19 protein-coding genes are annotated in these 17,778 nt (G+C 38.2%); 6 read left to right on the top strand and 13 right to left on the bottom strand.

Annotated elements, in window-relative coordinates:
- Positions 1-15: 15 nt before the first annotated feature.
- Positions 16-639 carry a 7-carboxy-7-deazaguanine synthase QueE gene (locus B9A18_RS13385; protein WP_084289821.1) on the bottom strand — a complete coding sequence of 208 codons (624 nt, stop codon included), beginning with the start codon at positions 637-639 and terminating at the stop codon, positions 16-18.
- Positions 640-719: 80 nt separating this feature from the next.
- Here B9A18_RS13385 and B9A18_RS13380 point away from each other — a divergent pair, with 80 nt between their 5' ends.
- Positions 720-1,061, top strand: a complete 342-nt coding sequence (locus B9A18_RS13380; protein ID WP_235005319.1) for a Rieske (2Fe-2S) protein — start codon at positions 720-722, stop codon at positions 1,059-1,061.
- Positions 1,062-1,069: 8 nt separating this feature from the next.
- Here B9A18_RS13380 and B9A18_RS13375 read toward each other — a convergent pair whose 3' ends face one another.
- The 5 genes from B9A18_RS13375 to B9A18_RS13355 all read right to left on the bottom strand — a co-directional run bounded on the left by B9A18_RS13375 (position 1,070) and on the right by B9A18_RS13355 (position 6,903).
- Positions 1,070-1,951, bottom strand: coding sequence for a bifunctional 5,10-methylenetetrahydrofolate dehydrogenase/5,10-methenyltetrahydrofolate cyclohydrolase (locus tag B9A18_RS13375; RefSeq protein WP_084289820.1), 882 nt, complete (start codon positions 1,949-1,951; stop codon positions 1,070-1,072).
- A gap of 45 nt (positions 1,952-1,996) precedes the next feature.
- Positions 1,997-3,784: a translation elongation factor 4 gene (lepA, locus tag B9A18_RS13370; protein WP_084289819.1), complete on the bottom strand. Its 1,788-nt coding sequence runs from the start codon at positions 3,782-3,784 to the stop codon at positions 1,997-1,999.
- Between the two features lie 100 nt (positions 3,785-3,884).
- Entirely contained in the window at positions 3,885-4,916 is a 1,032-nt protein-coding gene (locus B9A18_RS13365) for a glycosylasparaginase (protein WP_084289818.1), read from the bottom strand.
- A gap of 12 nt (positions 4,917-4,928) precedes the next feature.
- Positions 4,929-5,732 (bottom strand): nitrilase family protein, encoded by an 804-nt coding sequence (locus tag B9A18_RS13360; protein WP_084289817.1) that lies wholly within the window; start codon positions 5,730-5,732, stop codon positions 4,929-4,931.
- Positions 5,733-5,757: 25 nt separating this feature from the next.
- A complete protein-coding gene (locus tag B9A18_RS13355) occupies positions 5,758-6,903 on the bottom strand; it encodes a methionine aminotransferase (RefSeq protein ID WP_084289816.1) in 1,146 nt (381 codons plus the stop codon).
- A 66-nt stretch (positions 6,904-6,969) separates the two neighbouring features.
- Here B9A18_RS13355 and B9A18_RS13350 point away from each other — a divergent pair, with 66 nt between their 5' ends.
- The gene (locus tag B9A18_RS13350; protein ID WP_084289815.1) at positions 6,970-7,740 is read left to right on the top strand and encodes a queuosine precursor transporter; all 771 of its coding nucleotides are present in this window, start codon (positions 6,970-6,972) and stop codon (positions 7,738-7,740) included.
- 40 nt (positions 7,741-7,780) lie between these two features.
- Here B9A18_RS13350 and B9A18_RS13345 read toward each other — a convergent pair whose 3' ends face one another.
- The 3 genes from B9A18_RS13345 to parS form a co-directional block, all read right to left on the bottom strand.
- Positions 7,781-8,158 carry a GreA/GreB family elongation factor gene (locus B9A18_RS13345; RefSeq protein WP_084289814.1) on the bottom strand — a complete coding sequence of 126 codons (378 nt, stop codon included), beginning with the start codon at positions 8,156-8,158 and terminating at the stop codon, positions 7,781-7,783.
- A 362-nt stretch (positions 8,159-8,520) separates the two neighbouring features.
- Positions 8,521-8,973, bottom strand: a complete 453-nt coding sequence (locus B9A18_RS13340; protein WP_084289813.1) for an RES family NAD+ phosphorylase — start codon at positions 8,971-8,973, stop codon at positions 8,521-8,523.
- Positions 8,974-8,975: 2 nt separating this feature from the next.
- Complete coding sequence (gene parS, locus B9A18_RS13335; protein WP_084289812.1) at positions 8,976-9,434, bottom strand: type II RES/Xre toxin-antitoxin system antitoxin; 459 nt, start codon at positions 9,432-9,434, stop codon at positions 8,976-8,978.
- Between the two features lie 255 nt (positions 9,435-9,689).
- Between parS and B9A18_RS13330 the strand changes: the two genes are divergently transcribed.
- From B9A18_RS13330 to B9A18_RS13315, 4 genes are all read left to right on the top strand, one after another.
- Positions 9,690-9,866, top strand: a complete 177-nt coding sequence (locus tag B9A18_RS13330) for a histone H1 (protein ID WP_084289811.1) — start codon at positions 9,690-9,692, stop codon at positions 9,864-9,866.
- A gap of 58 nt (positions 9,867-9,924) precedes the next feature.
- On the top strand, positions 9,925-10,920 hold the full coding sequence (mgrA, locus tag B9A18_RS13325; RefSeq protein ID WP_084289810.1) for an L-glyceraldehyde 3-phosphate reductase: 996 nt from the start codon (positions 9,925-9,927) through the stop codon (positions 10,918-10,920).
- A gap of 45 nt (positions 10,921-10,965) precedes the next feature.
- On the top strand, positions 10,966-11,616 hold the full coding sequence (locus tag B9A18_RS13320; protein WP_084289809.1) for a YceH family protein: 651 nt from the start codon (positions 10,966-10,968) through the stop codon (positions 11,614-11,616).
- A gap of 109 nt (positions 11,617-11,725) precedes the next feature.
- Positions 11,726-12,982, top strand: a complete 1,257-nt coding sequence (locus B9A18_RS13315) for a YeiH family protein (RefSeq protein WP_084289808.1) — start codon at positions 11,726-11,728, stop codon at positions 12,980-12,982.
- 68 nt (positions 12,983-13,050) lie between these two features.
- Here the strand turns inward: B9A18_RS13315 and B9A18_RS13310 are convergent, their stop codons facing one another.
- The 4 genes from B9A18_RS13310 to B9A18_RS13295 all read right to left on the bottom strand — a co-directional run bounded on the left by B9A18_RS13310 (position 13,051) and on the right by B9A18_RS13295 (position 17,774).
- Positions 13,051-13,500: a helix-turn-helix transcriptional regulator gene (locus tag B9A18_RS13310; RefSeq protein ID WP_084289807.1), complete on the bottom strand. Its 450-nt coding sequence runs from the start codon at positions 13,498-13,500 to the stop codon at positions 13,051-13,053.
- Positions 13,501-13,657: 157 nt separating this feature from the next.
- Positions 13,658-14,776: a glycosyltransferase family 4 protein gene (locus tag B9A18_RS13305; protein ID WP_084289806.1), complete on the bottom strand. Its 1,119-nt coding sequence runs from the start codon at positions 14,774-14,776 to the stop codon at positions 13,658-13,660.
- The gene (locus B9A18_RS13300) at positions 14,773-16,731 is read right to left on the bottom strand and encodes a polysaccharide biosynthesis protein (protein WP_084289805.1); all 1,959 of its coding nucleotides are present in this window, start codon (positions 16,729-16,731) and stop codon (positions 14,773-14,775) included. Before B9A18_RS13300 ends, B9A18_RS13305 begins: the two co-directional genes overlap by 4 nt.
- On the bottom strand, positions 16,728-17,774 hold the full coding sequence (locus tag B9A18_RS13295; RefSeq protein WP_084289804.1) for a GNAT family N-acetyltransferase: 1,047 nt from the start codon (positions 17,772-17,774) through the stop codon (positions 16,728-16,730). The genes B9A18_RS13300 and B9A18_RS13295 overlap by 4 nt, the downstream gene beginning before the upstream one ends.
- Positions 17,775-17,778: the final 4 nt, after the last annotated feature.

The raw sequence follows: 17,778 nt of genomic DNA, 5'->3' as shown, positions 1-17,778 counted from the left end.
AATATAGTACGCCCGTTAAGGGATGTTTAAATATTTATGAGTTTGCAAAGAAATTTCCCATCTTGGGTTCGCCATTACATAGTCAATAATCAAAGGGGTCATTTCTTTTGATTTTGACCATTCAGGCTGTAAATACAACTTGCAATTCTCTGAAACTGTTTCAGCATATTTCTCAGCCCATTCAAAATCACTTTTGTTAAATACAATTACCTTAAGTTCATTTGCGAAAGGTGTGATATCAGGTCTTGGAGACTTAAATTTTTTGGGAGATAAACAGATCCAGTCCCATTCACCCGAAAGGGGATAGGCACCTGAAGTTTCTATAAAGGTTAATATGTTTTTCTTACGAAGTTCTTTCGTCAGATAATCCAGATTGTAAATCAAAGGCTCACCACCAGTGATCACCACAGCTCTTCCCGGAAAGCTGTCGGCTTTTGCAACTATTTCATCAGCATGCGTAAGCGGATGCAGTTCAGCATCCCAGCTTTCTTTTACATCACACCAATGGCAACCTACATCACAACCGCCTAAACGGATAAAGTATGCCGCTTTTCCAGTGTTAAATCCTTCGCCCTGTATGGTGTAAAATTCTTCCATTAAAGGAAGTAGTGTGCCGTCTTCTGGTATTTGATGTGCCATATTTCTAGAATTGCAAAGGTAAATAAATATCTAATGAAATGGAGATTATATGTATCTTGATGAGGATATATGACCAATGTATGAATAAGTTGAAGTGGCATAAAATTGATACTGAACTGCCTGAGGAGGATTTTGTTAAACAAATTAATGTCGATGGAAAGAAACTATGCCTGATAAAGTACTCAAATGAGTTTTTTGTTGTTCAAAACTATTGCCCACATGCAGGTGGTGTGCTGAGCGGTGGTTGGTGTAAAAACGGACACCTTGTATGTCCTATACACCGCTGGGAATACGATTTACATACTGGTCGTGGCGCAGAAGGACAAGGTGACTATATAAATATATATCCCGTAGAACTGAGGTCCGACGGGATATATGTAGGTTTTAAAGAAAGCTGGCTTAAAAGCCTTTTTGGTAGTTAATCAAAAAATCAGCTGTAAATCTCTCCTTTTGCTGAAGCTAATGTGTTTTTAAGCAAACCAACAATAGTCATTAAGCCAACACCTCCGGGAACCGGAGTAATCCATGAAGACTTAGGTGCAACATTTTCAAAATCAACATCACCAAATAGTTTATATCCTGATTTTGTTTGATCAGAAGTTTCTCTGTTGATACCCACGTCGATGATAATTGCTCCTGGCTTTACCATATCAGCGGTGACAAAGTTCTTTTTACCAATCGCTGCAACGATGATATCGGCCTGAAGTGCCAGTTCTTTTAAATTGGTAGTTTTACTGTGTGTTAGTGTTACTGTACAGTTACCTGGATTAGCATTACGAGCCATCAAGATGCTCATTGGGCTTCCAACAATATTGCTTCTTCCAACAACTACGCAGTGTTTACCAGCAGTATCAATTTGATAGGCCTGCAGCATCAATAAAATACCATAAGGAGTAGCCGGAATAAAGCAAGGAAGGTTACGCATCATACGACCCAGGTTTACCGGGTGAAAACCATCCACATCTTTACGGTAATCAATTCTTTCCGTCACTTTTTCCGGATCAATATGTTTAGGAAGGGGTAGTTGTACGATTAAGCCATCTACTCCGGCATCCTGATTAATCTCTTCAATTTTTTGCAGTAATTCTGCTTCAGTTACGCTTACATCATATCTGATCAAAGAGGATTGGAATCCAACTTTTTCACAATTCTTCATTTTACTGGCAACGTAAGTTTCGCTGCCACCATCGTTACCAACTAAAATTGCTATCAGATGTGGCTTTCTTCCACTCTTAGCTAAAAAATCTGCAGCTTCAACTGCTATTTCCTGTTTTATTTTTTCTGATGCGAATTTTCCGTCAAGTAACTGCATGTATTAATGATGTTGTTTAGTTTAAAAATATGAGCAATAAAAGGATTAATCCAGTTTTAATACGGCCATAAAGGCTGATTGTGGAATTTCTACGTTTCCAACCTGGCGCATACGTTTCTTTCCTTGTTTCTGCTTTTCAAGTAATTTACGCTTACGTGAAATATCACCACCATAACATTTAGCGGTAACGTCTTTACGCAAAGCACTAAGCGTTTCGCGGGCAATAACTTTTGCACCAATAGAAGCTTGTATCTTAATCTCAAATTGCTGACGAGGTATTAATTCTCTTAGTTTCTCACAAATTTTCTTCCCAAAATCGTAAGCATTGCTACGGTGAATCAATGAAGATAAAGCATCAACAGGTTCCTCGTTCAACAGCATATCCAGTCTTACCAAATCCGATTTGCGATAGCCTATCTGATGATAGTCAAATGAAGCATAACCTTTAGAAATAGTTTTTAACTTATCATAGAAGTCAAATACAATCTCTCCCATAGGCATTTCAAAAACAAGCTCTACACGATCAGAAGTAAGGTAAGATTGATTTACGATAATCCCTCTTTTCTGAATACAAAGTGACATTACCGGACCAACAAATTCGGCTTTAGTAATGATATTAGCTTTAATGAAGGGTTCTTCCACAGAATCCAATTTACTTGGATCTGGTAAATCTGAAGGATTGTTTACGATAACTTCATCGCCCTTAGTGGTCCTTGCAATATAAGATACGTTGGGAACAGTTGTAATAACCGTCATGTCGAATTCACGCTCCAAACGTTCCTGGATAATTTCCATGTGTAGCATTCCAAGGAATCCGCAACGGAAACCAAAACCTAATGCTGCCGAACTTTCTGGCTCAAAAACAATAGAAGCGTCATTCAATTGCAACTTGTGCATCGCCTCGCGTAATTCCTCAAACTCGTCGGTGTCAACAGGGTATATACCAGCGAATACCATTGGCTTAACCTCTTCGAAACCTTGAATCGAGTCTAACGATGGTCTGTCGACTGTAGTAATTGTATCACCAACTTTTACCTCCCGAGCTTCCTTAATCCCAGAAATAATGTAACCTACATCACCGGTTTTTACTACACTGCGAGGTGACATATCTAGTTTTAAGATACCAACTTCATCAGCTAGATATTGTTTACCTGTGTTAATGAATTTAACTTTATCGCCTTTTTTAATTTGGCCGTTTACTACTTTATAGTAAGCTATAATTCCTCTGAAAGGGTTAAAAACAGAGTCGAAAATTAGCGCTTGTAAAGGTGCCTCAGGATCACCTACCGGAGCAGGAACTCTGTCTACAATGGCCTGAATGATATCCGGTATACCCATGCCAGTTTTACCTGATGCTGGAATAATATCCTCACGTTTACAGCCTATTAAATCGATAATCTGATCTTTAACTTCTTCTGGCATTGCACCAGGTAAGTCCATTTTATTTAGGATAGGAATGATTTCAAGATCATGCTCTAAAGCTAAATATAAGTTTGATATGGTTTGTGCCTGAATCCCTTGAGACGCATCAACAATAAGTAATGCGCCTTCGCAAGCTGCGATAGAACGAGAAACTTCATACGAAAAATCTACGTGTCCCGGCGTATCAATCAGGTTGAAATTGTATTCAATTTCACCAACCTTATAATTCATTTGTATGGCGTGACTTTTTATCGTGATACCACGTTCACGCTCTAAATCCATATTATCAAGCAACTGAGCCTGAGCCTCGCGCTGGGTAATGGTTTTAGTATATTCTAATAAACGGTCAGCCAAAGTGCTTTTCCCGTGATCAATATGTGCAATTATGCAAAAATTACGTATGTGCTTCATCAGTGGCGCAAATATAAGATTTTTGAGCCAATTATTTATTGGAATTCAAAGACAATATCGCGCAGAATGAAATGTGCTTTACCGGGTGGTTGTACTTATATTAATAATAGCTTTTTCCAGGGATTAGTAAATCTGTTTTTTGTTCGGTGCAAACGGCATAGCTAAAGCCCTTCTGGATAGCATAGGCACCATATTCTCCTTTTTTATTCAAAGCAAGAAAACCAACCTGAATGTTTTTTGCCGTTTCAGGTTTTTTTCTGATAATTCTCATCACTGCTTCTTTACAGGCGTCTTCGGGTGAATAACCTTGTCTCATAAGCTCTACGACTAAAAAACTACCTACATTACGTATAACTTCTTCACCAACACCTGTAGAAGTGGCGCCACCAACCTCATTGTCGACGTATAGTCCGGCTCCAATGATAGGACTATCACCTACACGTCCATGTAATTTATAAGCCATACCGCTTGTTGTGCAGGCCCCTGAGATATTTCCATGGCTATCAATAGCCAGCATACCAATTGTATCGTGGTTATATTGATTTCCTGGTAATTTTTGGGGAGCAGACTTATCGTAAAGTTTATTCTCAATGTTCATCACAGGTGCGTATTTAGCAGTTTTAAGCCATTCTTTCCAGGCTTTTTCACTTTCTTTTGTAAGTAACTTTTCTTTTTTGAAACCATTTTCAAGTGCAAACTGAAGTGCGCCATCGCCTACAAGCATAACGTGTGGTGTTTTCTCCATCACCATTCGGGCTACGGATATTGGATGCATAATGTGCTCTAAACCAGCAACGGATCCACAATTGCCAGCTTCATCCATGATGCAAGCATCAAGGGTAACATGACCATCGCGGTCTGGTAAGCCACCATAACCTACGGATTGGTTTTTAGGATCAGCCTCAGGCACGCGAACACCTTGTTCAACGGCATCCAATGCTTTTCCTCCTGAAATCAATGTTTTCCAGGCAGCCTGATTCGCTGCAATTCCAAAATCCCAGGTTGAGATCACTATAGGTTTTACCGCAGCGTTCAAAGCAGGAGGGAGCAATCCTGCTACACTTTTTTTGTCAATTGCAAGCAATGATGCTGACAGGGCGGTGGTTTTTATAAATTTTCTGCGACTAAACATAATAGTAATCAGTTATAAGATTTTAAAATTATCGGCGTCTTTTAAGAAAGGAAAGCTTCTGCGGGTTTTAACCAGTTCTTCGTAACCAATACTAAAGGTATACAAATCTTCATCTTCAGGTTTATAATAAACGGTTTTCCCCATCGGATCAATGCACATAGAATGTCCGCTATGGTAAACCTCTTTTCCATCATGACCAACGCGATTGGCTGCAATCACATAGCTTTGGTTCTCAATTGCACGGGCAGGAATCAATGCTTTCCAGTGTGCCGATCGTTTATCTGGCCAGCTGGCAATGATCAGCAGAATATCGTATTCTTCGTTTTGGTTGCGCAACCACACCGGGAAACGCAGGTCGTAGCAGATAGCTAAACGTATTTTCCAGCCTTTTAACTCTACAATAACTTTATCCTTACCAGGGGTGTAGCTTTTATCTTCATCTCCTAATCCAAATAAGTGTCTTTTATCGTAATGACTGGATTCACCATCTGGCAGCATCCAGATAAGGCGGTTGTAATAATTTCCGTCTTCTTTAATAATCAGACTGCCGGTAACAACACATTCATATTTTTGTGCAATTTGTTTCATCCATTGCATGGTCTTTCCGTTCATTTCTTCCGCAAGCTCTACTGCATTCATGCTGAAACCTGTGTTAAACATTTCCGGTAAAACGATGAGGTCTGTTTTTTCCTTTACACCAATCGAAAGTCGTAATGAAAGATTCTGTAAATTTTTATCTATGTTTTCCCAGAACAGATAGGCCTGGAAAATGGTGACTTTTAAGTTATTTATATTTAAATATTGTGGACTGTTCATTCTTTTAAACTATAGGGGATTAAAATTATAATTTCATTAGTCTCTCAACGGCTTTTTCTAAAGTTTCTTGCTTTTTGGCGAAACAAAATCGCAATACCTGGTGATCTGTATTCTTGATATAAAAGGCTGAAACAGGGATACTTGCTACACCATATTCTTTAACAAGCCCTTGTGCCATATCAACGTCTTTTTCTTGGTTTAAGTGTGCATAGCTAACACATTGAAAATAAGATCCGTTACAAGGTAGTAAATTAAATTTTGTTTCTGTAAGTAATGATCGGAAGAAATCCCTTTTCTGCTGAAAATAAGCAGAAAGTCCGATATAGGTTTCTGCATTTTTAAGGTAATTGGCAATCCCAACCTGCATAGGTGTATTTACACTAAAAACATTAAATTGATGCACCTTTCTAAACTCTTTCATAAGTTGTTCGGGTGCCAGGCAATAGCCCATCTTCCAGCCTGTTGTATGCAATAGTTTGCCGAATGAAGCAACGATAAAGCTTCTTTCTTTAAGCTCAGGATAGGAGGCAATGCTCTGATGCTTTTGGCCATCAAAAATGATATGTTCATACACCTCATCACTTAAAATCAGTACATCTGTATTTTTAGTAAGCTTGATCAGCGCTTTGATATCTTTTTCTGATAAAATACATCCTGTAGGATTTTGCGGGCTATTCAGGATAATCATCTTCGTATTGGCCGTAAATAGTTTTTTAACCATTTCCCAGTCTATTTCATAATCCGGCGGAGCCAGTTCGTAGGGTTTAACCAAGCCTCCCAATAATTTAATTGCCGGGGCATAGCAATCGTAAGCCGGTTCAAAGATGATGACTTCATCACCGGAATTGATGCAAGCGCTTAAAGCTGTAAAGATTGCCTGGGTGCCACCCGCGGTAATCGTTACCTCTGTATCTGGATGGTAGTTTGCTCCGTACAAATTACTTACTTTTTCGGCAATTACCTCCCTAAGTATGGGCAAACCAGGCATAGGAGCATATTGATTAAAGCCTTTTTGCATGGCATCGGTAACCAAATCTATTAATACTGGGTCGCAATCATAATCAGGAAATCCCTGAGACAGATTGATTGCATTATGCTCTTCTGCAAGTTTAGACATTACGGAAAAAATCGTAATGGCTGTGTGCGGTAGTTTCGACTGAATAGATATCATTACAACGAAAATAGAAATAATATTTTATCGGCTTATATCAGATTTATTTAATAATTTCAGCTTGCTATGAGTTTTAAAACTAAAGAGAGTAGATTATTGCTCGTTCTGGGTGCTTTTTTTGTTGCTAATGCTATCCTGTCAGAATTCATCGGAGTGAAGATTTTTACTGTTGAAGGATCACTGGGTATCAAACAGTTTGACATTAGTTTACTTGGTGTACCTAATTTATCTTTCAATATGTCGGCAGGCGTTTTAACTTGGCCTTTTATATTTATTATGACCGATATTATTAATGAATATTTCGGTGTAAAGCAAGTCCGTTTTTTATCTGTATTGACAGCAATTTTAATTTCTTATGCATTTATTGTCGTGGGTGCTGCTATGCATCTGACTCCCTCAGATTTTTGGGTAAATCAGAATATTAACGGGGAGGCTTTAAACATGAACATTGCATTTGCAGGGATATTTGGACAGGGAATGTGGATCATCGTAGGGTCGGTAGTTGCCTTTTTAGTGGGACAAATGGCCGATGTTTTGATATTTCACCGAATTAAAAGGTTTACAGGAGATAAGGCGCTCTGGTTACGGGCCACTGGGTCGACAGTAATATCGCAATTCATTGATAGCTTCGTGGTTATCTTCATTGCATTTTATTTGAACCCACAGTATCACTGGAGCTGGCAAATGGTAGCTGCTATTGGTCTTGTTAATTACACTTATAAATTCGTTGTCGCTATTTTAATGACACCTATTTTATATCTCGTGCATGGTATAATTGATGGCTACCTGGGCAAAGATCTTGCACAACGTATGATTCAAATGGCAGGAAGGAGATAGGAGTTCAAGCTCCAATATCTCCTTTGCACATGTTTTTGGGTTACAGTCTGTTCACTTCTAATATTTTGAATTCCTGTATTCCATCGGGCATTTCCCAGTTGATGCTATCGCCGGTTCTATAACCAAACAATGCAATACCAATTGGCGCAAATACAGATACTTTCTGAAGTTTAATATTTGCTTCTTCAGGCATTACAAGCTTGAAAGTGAATTCTTTTCCTGTTTTTACATTGGCGATTCTTGCCTCAGATTTTAAACAAACAACATCTGCTGGGAGTTCATCTTCCGAATATATTGTAGCAGCTTTTAATTCTGCCTGTAGTTTTTCTTTATTGTAAGCACTCATGTTTGATTTTTCCAGGTGCTCTTTTAAAAGTTTGAAATCGCTTTTAGATAGTGATAATGATTTTGTTTCCATGATTGAATAGTATTAAATAAGATTATTAATGTAGGCTCAAATGCTAAGCGAACAACAACCGAATGTGCAGGTCGCTGTAAGGCTCCGTAAAAAATAATGACGCATAAAGTTTATCAGAAAATTTCTGAGCCCCTGAATCGAAGAAGGTAAAAGGAATGATTCGGGGCTTAAATAATAAAGTCCTTACTCGTGGTTTGAAAGGTAAACCCTAATGGATAGTTCTCTCTAAAGAACTTTTTGAATAGGGCATAGGCTTGCTGTTGACTTTTGTTATAAGTCAACATAATAGCTTTATGAATCCCTGTTTGTTCCATTGTTGCTAATGTCGTCAGCTTTTTTTTAAAATCAAAGCAAAATGAATATTATGACATTTTTATTCTCTTGTCAAAAACGAAAGTCTCTGATTTTAATAGCTTAATAGACTTGAAGTCATGATGTAGTGGATTGACGAGGTAGTTAAACTCCGCATTAATAATGGATGAGGGTACTTTTAGTATAGCCGATTTCTTTTCCTTAATCCAATCTTCCCCTAATTTTTGGGTAATTGGCATTTGATTAAATTCACTCCAGTTTACCGGTAGATTCTTTTGTTCAATGGTTAGGATGCAAATATCGTCAGGTATGACTATAGTCATCACTTTAAATAAGTGGTTTAACCCAGCCTGATTTCTGTGGACTACGTTTTCGAGACAAGCGAGTGATCGTGATCCAGCAGTATATATAACTTCTATATCATTAGGATTCCAGCGGGCAGCTCTGCCGGAAGCATTTAATCCCGTTGCATATTTAGCAAGTGCAATCCGAAATACCTGCATAATTAGGCTAAATCACCGTATTCTATCCTGATTAGTTCTTCTTCGATAAGAGAAATACCGGTTATCGTATCCATTAAATCAAAGGGAATTTGATCGCCAAGACCATATGAAGGCATATTTAGCCATTGGTGAAACGCATCGGCCGAGCCGAATACGTCTATACCCTTGTCAAATAAAGAAAATGATTTTAAAAGCTTTTCGCTTAAAGGCGCATCCAGCTTTGAAGAGTTAGACGCGTAGTTTTGTATCGTTTTAACATTGGTTTTAAAAGTATCCTGGAATTCTTCTTTGCTAAAACCCGATAGCGCAATGAAATCCAGTGCTGCCTTTGCAGATAAGCCCTTTTTAGAACTTGTAAGCAGGCTTATTGAATTGCCATACAAAGATTGGTACGGAGCAATCAGCTCGGCAACCATAGTTACTTTGGCTTTTTTTTTATAAGATTTTGGTGCAGCTGCCATATGCCTTGTATTTAAGATTACTCAAATATAAGAAAAATTTCTGGTATTTATGGAATATTTTCTTGTGTTGATTCTGAGCGTCCTCGCAGTAGGGGGACTAGTGGTTTTGAATAAAGTTTAAGTAGAATAATGCAATAGAAGTTAAGTTCTGTACGTTTATTTGCAAAAAAATATATATTTGACTTAATTATTAATCAGAACATGGAATTAACGCAAGTAACTTCCGTATAATTAAAAAGTAAAAACAAAAAAAACATGGAAAAATTTTCAAAAGTTAAAGAATTGTTAGCTTCTGTTGAAGCTGATGCTGAGAAATTTTACAGCGCAGGTAACAATGCTGCAGGTACAAGAGTACGTAAAGCTATGCAAGATTTAAAAGTTCTGGCTCAAGAAATTCGTGCTGAAGTTACAGAGAAAAAGAACGCTAAATAAGTATTAGTTGATTGAATATCAGTAGTGGTTTTTTCCGCTACTGAATATTTTACCCCTTATGTCATATACACCAAATCCCAGCCGATACACCCAGATGCAATACCGTCGTTGTGGGGGTAGCGGACTAAAACTATCTGCAATTTCATTAGGCTTATGGCATAATTTCGGACATGTTGATCAATTGGAGAATTGCAGCAACATTTTGAAACTGGCTTTTGATCATGGCATTACTCATTTCGATCTTGCAAACAATTACGGACCTCCTCCGGGGTCAGCTGAAGAGAATTTCGGGCGCCTGTTAAAAAGAGATTTTTCGGGATATAGAGATGAAATGATTATTTCTACCAAGGCCGGTTATACTATGTGGGACGGACCTTACGGAGATTGGGGATCAAAAAAATACCTGGTATCCAGTTTGGATCAGAGTTTAAAGCGACTTGATCTGGATTACGTCGACATCTTTTATCATCATCGGCCTGATCCGGAAACCCCATTGGAGGAAACCATGTCGGCGCTCGACCTCATTGTTCGTCAGGGTAAAGCTTTATATGTGGGTATTTCTAACTATAAACCTGCAGAAGCGGCTAAAGCAATTCAGCTGTTAAAAGAGCTTGGTACACCCTGTGTGATTCACCAGCCTAAGTATTCTATGTATGAAAGATGGATAGAAGATGGTTTGCTTGATCTGCTTGGAAACGAAGGGGTGGGGTGTATCCCATTTTCTCCCCTCGCACAAGGCTTGCTAACCGATAAATATTTGAAGGGAATTCCTGCTGATTCAAGAGCAGCAAAAAATCACGGAGCCCTGCAGCAGGACCAGATTACAGCAGAACGACTGGTGCAATTGAATCAATTGAACGCTATTGCAGCATCCAGGGGACAAAAGTTAGCCCAAATGGCTTTGTCATGGATATTGCGGGATAATCGTATTACCTCTGTTTTGGTAGGAGCAAGCAGGCCGGAGCAATTGGCCGATTCCTTGCAATGTTTGAACAATATAACTTTCAGCAAAACTGAGCTTGAGCAGATTGAACAGATTCTTTCCGCTGTTTAAAATCAATTTCATTTAACGGGAAATGATTTATTTCTATATTTAGAGATGGAATCACCTCAAACTTTACCAATTCTTGATGCTACTCAGCTTCGCGTTTTAGGCGTACTCATGGAAAAGTCCAAAACAACGCCAGAGTATTACCCAATGACAATCAATGCGATTACGCTTGCTTGTAACCAAAAAACTTCACGAAAGCCTGTTGTTCAGTACGATGAGCAAACGGTAATATTAGCGCTGGATACCTTAAAAAGAAAAAGCCTGATCTCAACGGCTACTGGCGGTTCAAGCCGTAGCGTAAAATATAAACACAATTTTGCTATTGTATTTCCGGTAACACCACAAGAAGTTGCTGTAATTTGTTTGTTGATATTAAGAGGTCCTCAAACTCCCGGTGAATTGAATACCAATTCAGGAAGGATGTATGAATTTGAATCTCTCGATGAAGTTCAATCCGTATTGGAAAGACTTTCCGATCCTGAAATGCCTTATGTGATGCAATTACCAAAACGTGCGGGGCAAAAGGAGGTACGTTATGTACATTTATTGGCGGGAGTTCCGGATTTGGCACAGTTCGATCAGCCGGAAGATACCTATAGCAGGCCTGCAACTGAATTAGAAACCAGATTAGCTACGGTAGAGCAGGAGTTGGCCGAGTTAAAAGAAGCTTTTGAGAAGTTAATGAAAGAACTGTATTAAGCTCAAGGTTTAAAATCAGGCCATAAGCAATGCCTTTATTTTGTATCGCGAGGTAGACTAAAGATCTGCCAGGGCCAATTTATGTCTAACACACAAATCATATATTATAATGTCACAAAACAAAAAACTAAGTATTCATGAAGATTGGGTAGTTGTCATTTTAGGCACTCTCACTATTATTTTATCCATCTCTGGGCTGATTTTGCCCGTTCCAGCCTTCGGCTGGAAAAATGCGACAGATCTTTTTACTGCCGTATGCTCATCATCAAATTTTGCAATTGTTGGCTCCCAATTCCTATTTGTAATTGTCGTAGCGGGCCTTGGTGCATGGTTAACCGGTAAATCTATAAAGAGTGCTTTATTAACCTTCCCTGTAGTTTATGTATTAACCATAATCGCTTTGATATTGGCAGGTAATAGTCAGGTTAAAGCATTGAACCTCGAAGCCGTGATCTTTAGTTTAACCATAGGTCTGATTATCGGTAATTTCCTTAAACTACCTGAATGGTTCAAATCTTCCCTTTCAACCGAATTATTTGTAAAAATTGGATTGGTGTTACTTGGAACCACGGTGATTTTCTCGGAAATTTTAAATGCCGGCTCACGCGGTTTACTGCAATCGTTAGTCGTTGTACTTTCCGTATGGTATTTTGCATATTGGCTATGTAAAAAATTGAAAATAGATAGCGAGCTAACAATGATGATCTCCAGTGCGGTATCTATTTGTGGTGTTTCCGCCGCAATTGCTACCTCAGGAGCTATTAAAGGAGATTCAAAGAAACTGTCCTATGTAATCTCGATGGTCTTAATTACGGCCATCCCAATGATGATATTTATGCCATATATTGCCAAATACTTTGGCCTTTCTCAAGAAGTAACAGGCGCTTGGCTGGGCGGAAGTATAGATACTACCGGGGCAGTTGTAGCTTCTGGTTCACTGGTAGGACAAAAAGCATTGGAAATCAGTACGATTGTTAAGTTTTCACAGAATGTACTGTTAGGAATTGCTGCATTTGCCATCTCTGTTTACTGGACCTATACTCAGCATCCGGCAGGAAAGGAAAAAGAGGCTAAGCCTACCTTAAAAGTGATTTGGGAGCGTTTCCCTAAATTCGTGCTTGGTTTTGTGGGAGCCTCATTGTTATTTTCTTTCTTTATTACTCCGGAAGTGAATAAAGAAGTAAAGGGGATGCTCAAGAATATGCAAGGCCTGTGGTTTGCATTGGCATTTACCAGTATTGGTTTAGAAACCAACTTTAAGGATTTATTTGGGCGTAACAGCAAAAAGCCATTTTATGCTTTTTTAATTGCCCAGGGATTCAATATCATCGTCACTTTAATTATAGCTTACTTCCTGTTTAGCTAAAAATAATATAGCTCCTGACAATTTAATGCTCAGGAGCTATGATTCGGTCTCATTCGGATTTTAGATCTTTATATATAAGTCAGGTTACGATCTCTTTTGTCTACAAAGTATTGCGCATCATGGCTATGCTGTATAGTTGTCGTTTTGGTTGTCCTGATATTGGCGAATGGAGGTTTGTCTTCTGCCTGTGAAAGCTCACTTAGTAACTCATTATATTTCTCTAAGAGTGAAATGTACTTATTCATCCAGTATTGGATAGAGTAATTCTCATCTGTTTTCTCGGAAGTGGTTTCTGTAGGATGATGAAGGTGCGCATTTGCAAATTCCTCGGGGAATTCATTTGCAAAATCATGGTTTATAGCCTGCCCAATCTTGCAAATGGTATCAAGATTTAGGTGTCCATGTTCAAACCAATTGTAAATAGACGTTCTGCTAACGTGCAAAATTCGTGATAATTCGCTGATTCCAATTTTTGTGCGAACAATACGTTCGATCACATCCCCCTTATTTGATGTCATGACCTGTCAATAGTTTGTGGTGAAACTTAATACTATTATCAAATACAATAGATTAGAGGGATGTGCTAATCATAATGAAATTTAGGTATTTTTTTTTTATTAACAAAATAAAAATGTTAATAAATTTTCTTGGGATAATTTTGTTTATTCAGATCTTTCAATTTACGATTTGCATTAGTTTGTTATAGGCTTTATCAATACTATAATCGGTTTTTATGAGCTTTAAACTTTCCTGGCGATGTATATTAATCAGTTTAGGTTCTTCAAGATAACGTTCCATTGCAGCCTCAATATTGCTTTCAGTTGCTTCTATGAGATATCCATTCTTATTATCTCTGATATAGTGTGCAGTTCCGTTATCCTGGGAGCAAATTATAGCGAGTCCGTACGACATCGCTTCAAGTTGTGAAACTGAAGCAGGTTCATTAATACTAGGCATCAAAAAAACATCATGAGATTTGTAGTAATCAGACATTTGTGAATGTGGTATATTTTTCAACAGTGTAATCACACTACTTAAGCCTCTTGATTTGATTTTGTCCGACATCGTCTGATAGTAAGCTTCTCTCTGGGCATTTCCGGTACTCCCAATAATGGTTAGTTCGAATTTTTTATACTTTTTGCTCAACTGAGCGGTTACATCAATCAATAACTCTACGTTTTTCCTGGATTCAAATTTAACCACACATAGAAACTTTAAGATATCTCCCTTAATTTTTCCCGGTACTTCAATTTTTTCCGGGTAAATGAAGAAGGGAAGGTAATCCATGTAAGTTAAATCCTTTAAGTTTTCTCTTACAGGCTCCTTGTATAAAACAGGTGTAAACCAACGGATTTTATGCCCAACCGAAACGATATAATCATGCACTTTCCTTAAGAAGCTCAGGTTTTGTACAAACTTGGGTGCCTGTGTGTAATAGATCAGTTTTACTCTGGTGAAAAAGTAGGGAATCAGAAACCATGAATATACCATGCTCAGCGCACCCCTCACGATAATTACATCAGGTTTGAATTGATTAATCATGCGAAAGTATTTGACCACATCGGGAATAGCAATAGCTGAAAATTCAGCGATATCTATATCCTTTTTAAAATACCTGATATAGCTTTTGGTGATAATGGATATCGGTATTTTTTTTGGACTAATGGTCGAATAATCTTCAGTATTTCCCGTTCCCATTACAAAAAAGTCAATTTCGTGGCCCTCCTCCTGCAACTTTTTAAGAAGTGATACCTGATTGGTATGGAATCGTGGCGCTATGAATAATATTCTCATAAATCATATGCTAGTGGAATTCGGTCTAACTGTTCGTAAATGGAATTTTGACTGATATATTCAGGAATAACTTCTTTTACTTTTCTGATAGTTTCGTAATTGTTATTGATACTGTTAAGGTTCAGGATCTCCTCAATTGACTTTTGTACGTAATTGTAATTGTAGACGATCGTTTTAGAAATTTTGATTTTTTTGTGGTAGGTAGGGATGGTGAGTTCTTCTTTGTGTAAAAGCTCTTCATGTATTTTCTCGCCCGGACGCAAACCACTGTACACAATTTTTATATCCGTAACTGGTGAAAGCCCTGCAAGCTTTATCATTTTAATGGCCAGATCCACTATTTTCACCGGAGCCCCCATGTCGAAAATAAAGATTTCTCCACCGTTGCCCATGGAAGCGGCTTCAAGTACCAATTGAACAGATTCACGAATCGTCATGAAGTATCTCGTTATTTCCGGATGTGTTACCGTTACAGGCCCTCCTTTTTCAATTTGGGCCTTAAATCTCGGTACTACTGAACCATTTGATCCCAGTACATTACCAAATCTTGTTGTGATAAATTTTGTCCCCCTTTGTAATGAATTTTGTTTCATCGGGTTTTCTGAAGAATCAATAGTTAAAGTTTGGTTTTGATTCAAGGATTGTATGTATATTTCTGCCAATCGTTTTGATGCACCCATTATGTTTGTTGGCTTAACCGCTTTATCAGTAGAGATCATAACGAACTTTTCAACGGCAAATTCAAGCGACATATCAGCTATGTTTTTGGTGCCCATTACATTGGTCAGTATCGCCTCTGCGGGGTTGTTTTCCATCATAGGGACATGCTTATAAGCCGCTGCATGAAAAACTATCTGTGGTTTAAACTCTTCAAACAAGGTTCTAAGGCGTTTGGTATTTTGCACGTTTGCCATAAATATTCTTGTTTTTCCGCCTGCGATATGGTCCTCCATTTCCAATTGCATTTCATGTAATGGTGTTTCGGCCTGATCACATAAAATAACGTACTGAGGATTATAATTAAGTAGCTGCCTTACAATTTCAGAACCAATAGAACCGGCTGCTCCGGTTACCAGTATCCGTTTTCCAGCAATTTCCCTAAACACATTCTGGTTGGTGATCTGAATCGGTTCCCGTTGAAGTAAGTCTTCGATTTTTAAGTCCTTCAGCTGATTTAAGCTTAATTTTCCATGCAGCCATTGGTTGGAAGGCGGAACGGTCATCACTTTAATGCCAAGTTCCATACATTTTTCAATAGCTGCTTTTTTACCATTCACCGTCATGCAGTCACTTGTGATCACCATTTTTTCGATGGAGTGCTTAGCCTTAAGCATTTCAATGGCAGAGGAATGATAAACTTTAGTCTGCTCAATTCGTTTGTTTACCTTATCGTCATTATCATCTATAAAACCTAAAATCTGATAACAGGTTTCCTGATGCGACTCCAAGGCCTGTTTTACCAGGATGGAAGCACTGTCAGATCCATAAATCAGGATATTCTCTTTATTATTCCCTGATTCAAGATCCTTAATGTAACCATATAAGCTTTTAACGGCTATACGCAGCATGATTAATAAGGATGATGAAATAAAGAAATTAAGCAACAGTACCGGATTAAACCACATGGAGTTGATTTTAAAGGCAGGGGCGATGAATAGATTGCTAATTATAGTAAAGAGCATGCTGGTTACAAATACCGCCAAAAAAATCCTGATCATATCCGTTGTATTTGAATAACGGATAATCCCGGTATGTATGCGCATTAGAATAAATACGGGAATGGCTATACAGCTAAACAAGGCTATATAAGAGAGGTGCTCGATGTTTAATAATCCGTTAAACCCGATTGTCTTTATCAATAGAATTGATAAAGACAATGCCGATACCACTAGAAACTGGTCAATAAATAGGATAAGCCACCTTGAATGAACCTTATCGTGAAATAGATTTTTCATTTTAGTGAGTTTAAGGTTTGTGAATAGCGATATAAAGGGAAAAAATCAATGTCAATGTTCTGATCTACGCCCGACTTCTGGACTAGGGTATTGTATCTTGCTTCATCCGTAATGTACCTCCAGCTGTTGTAATTCAACATTAGGTCTGAGAAACCCAGTTTCCAATCAAACAAAGAATCTTCTTTGAAACCATATCCTCCACCAAGGTGATAATGTTTCATACCGTATTTTCTTCCAATCTGGCTTATCTCATCGATTAAAAATTTACTTGGAGATGCCCATAGATATTTGGTTCGGGTAGCTGTGAGGTGACATTCTGCAATCCCATCGGTGAAGGTCGTTATTGACCCGCAAATGGCTTCGGTTCCATCAAAAACCAGGACCAATATGCAATCAAATTCATCGGCATTTACCATGTCATGAAAGTATTGGTCTGTAAACAAGTAATAATCTGATGCGCCTACGCGTTTCATGTTTTCAATATAGATTTCTTTGAAAATTTGTATGTCCTCAGGCTCTTTTGTTTCTTTTGCTATGAATCCCCGCCTCCATGATCTTTTTATATCATCGTAGGTCGTCCTTCTGTATTTTAATCGTTGGTGCTCAATAGGGACGGTAAGATCTATGCTGATCGTTTTTCCATTTTGATATACCCCTCCAAATTTTTCCAGAAGGAAGTTTTGTTGAAGTAACGGATGCAGGCGGGAGAAAACCGAGATGCTTTCCTTGCTCTTTAGAAAGGAAAGAAAGGATCTTTTGAAATTCTCCATAAATGAATCCTCAAGTTGTTCAAATTTTCGGTTTGAAATAGGGCCGGTATATCCATACACAGAGGTGAAATCAGAGAAGCCTGAGTCCTCGATTTTTCTGTTCAATAAAGGAAATGCAATGTAGTTCTCATTTTCTTCATAAATAAAGAGGAAAGGTTCACCACTTTGGTCCATGGAGTGATAATACCAGGTATGATAAAAATCATGCTCAGCAGAATTTCTCACATACCATGTCCATTTATCTTTTTGATTGATTGTAATTAGATGATACATAATG

It is taken from the genome of Pedobacter nyackensis, from assembly GCF_900176505.1.
GTDB lineage: Bacteria > Bacteroidota > Bacteroidia > Sphingobacteriales > Sphingobacteriaceae > Pedobacter > Pedobacter nyackensis.
This window is presented reverse-complemented; position numbering and strand designations above follow the sequence as displayed.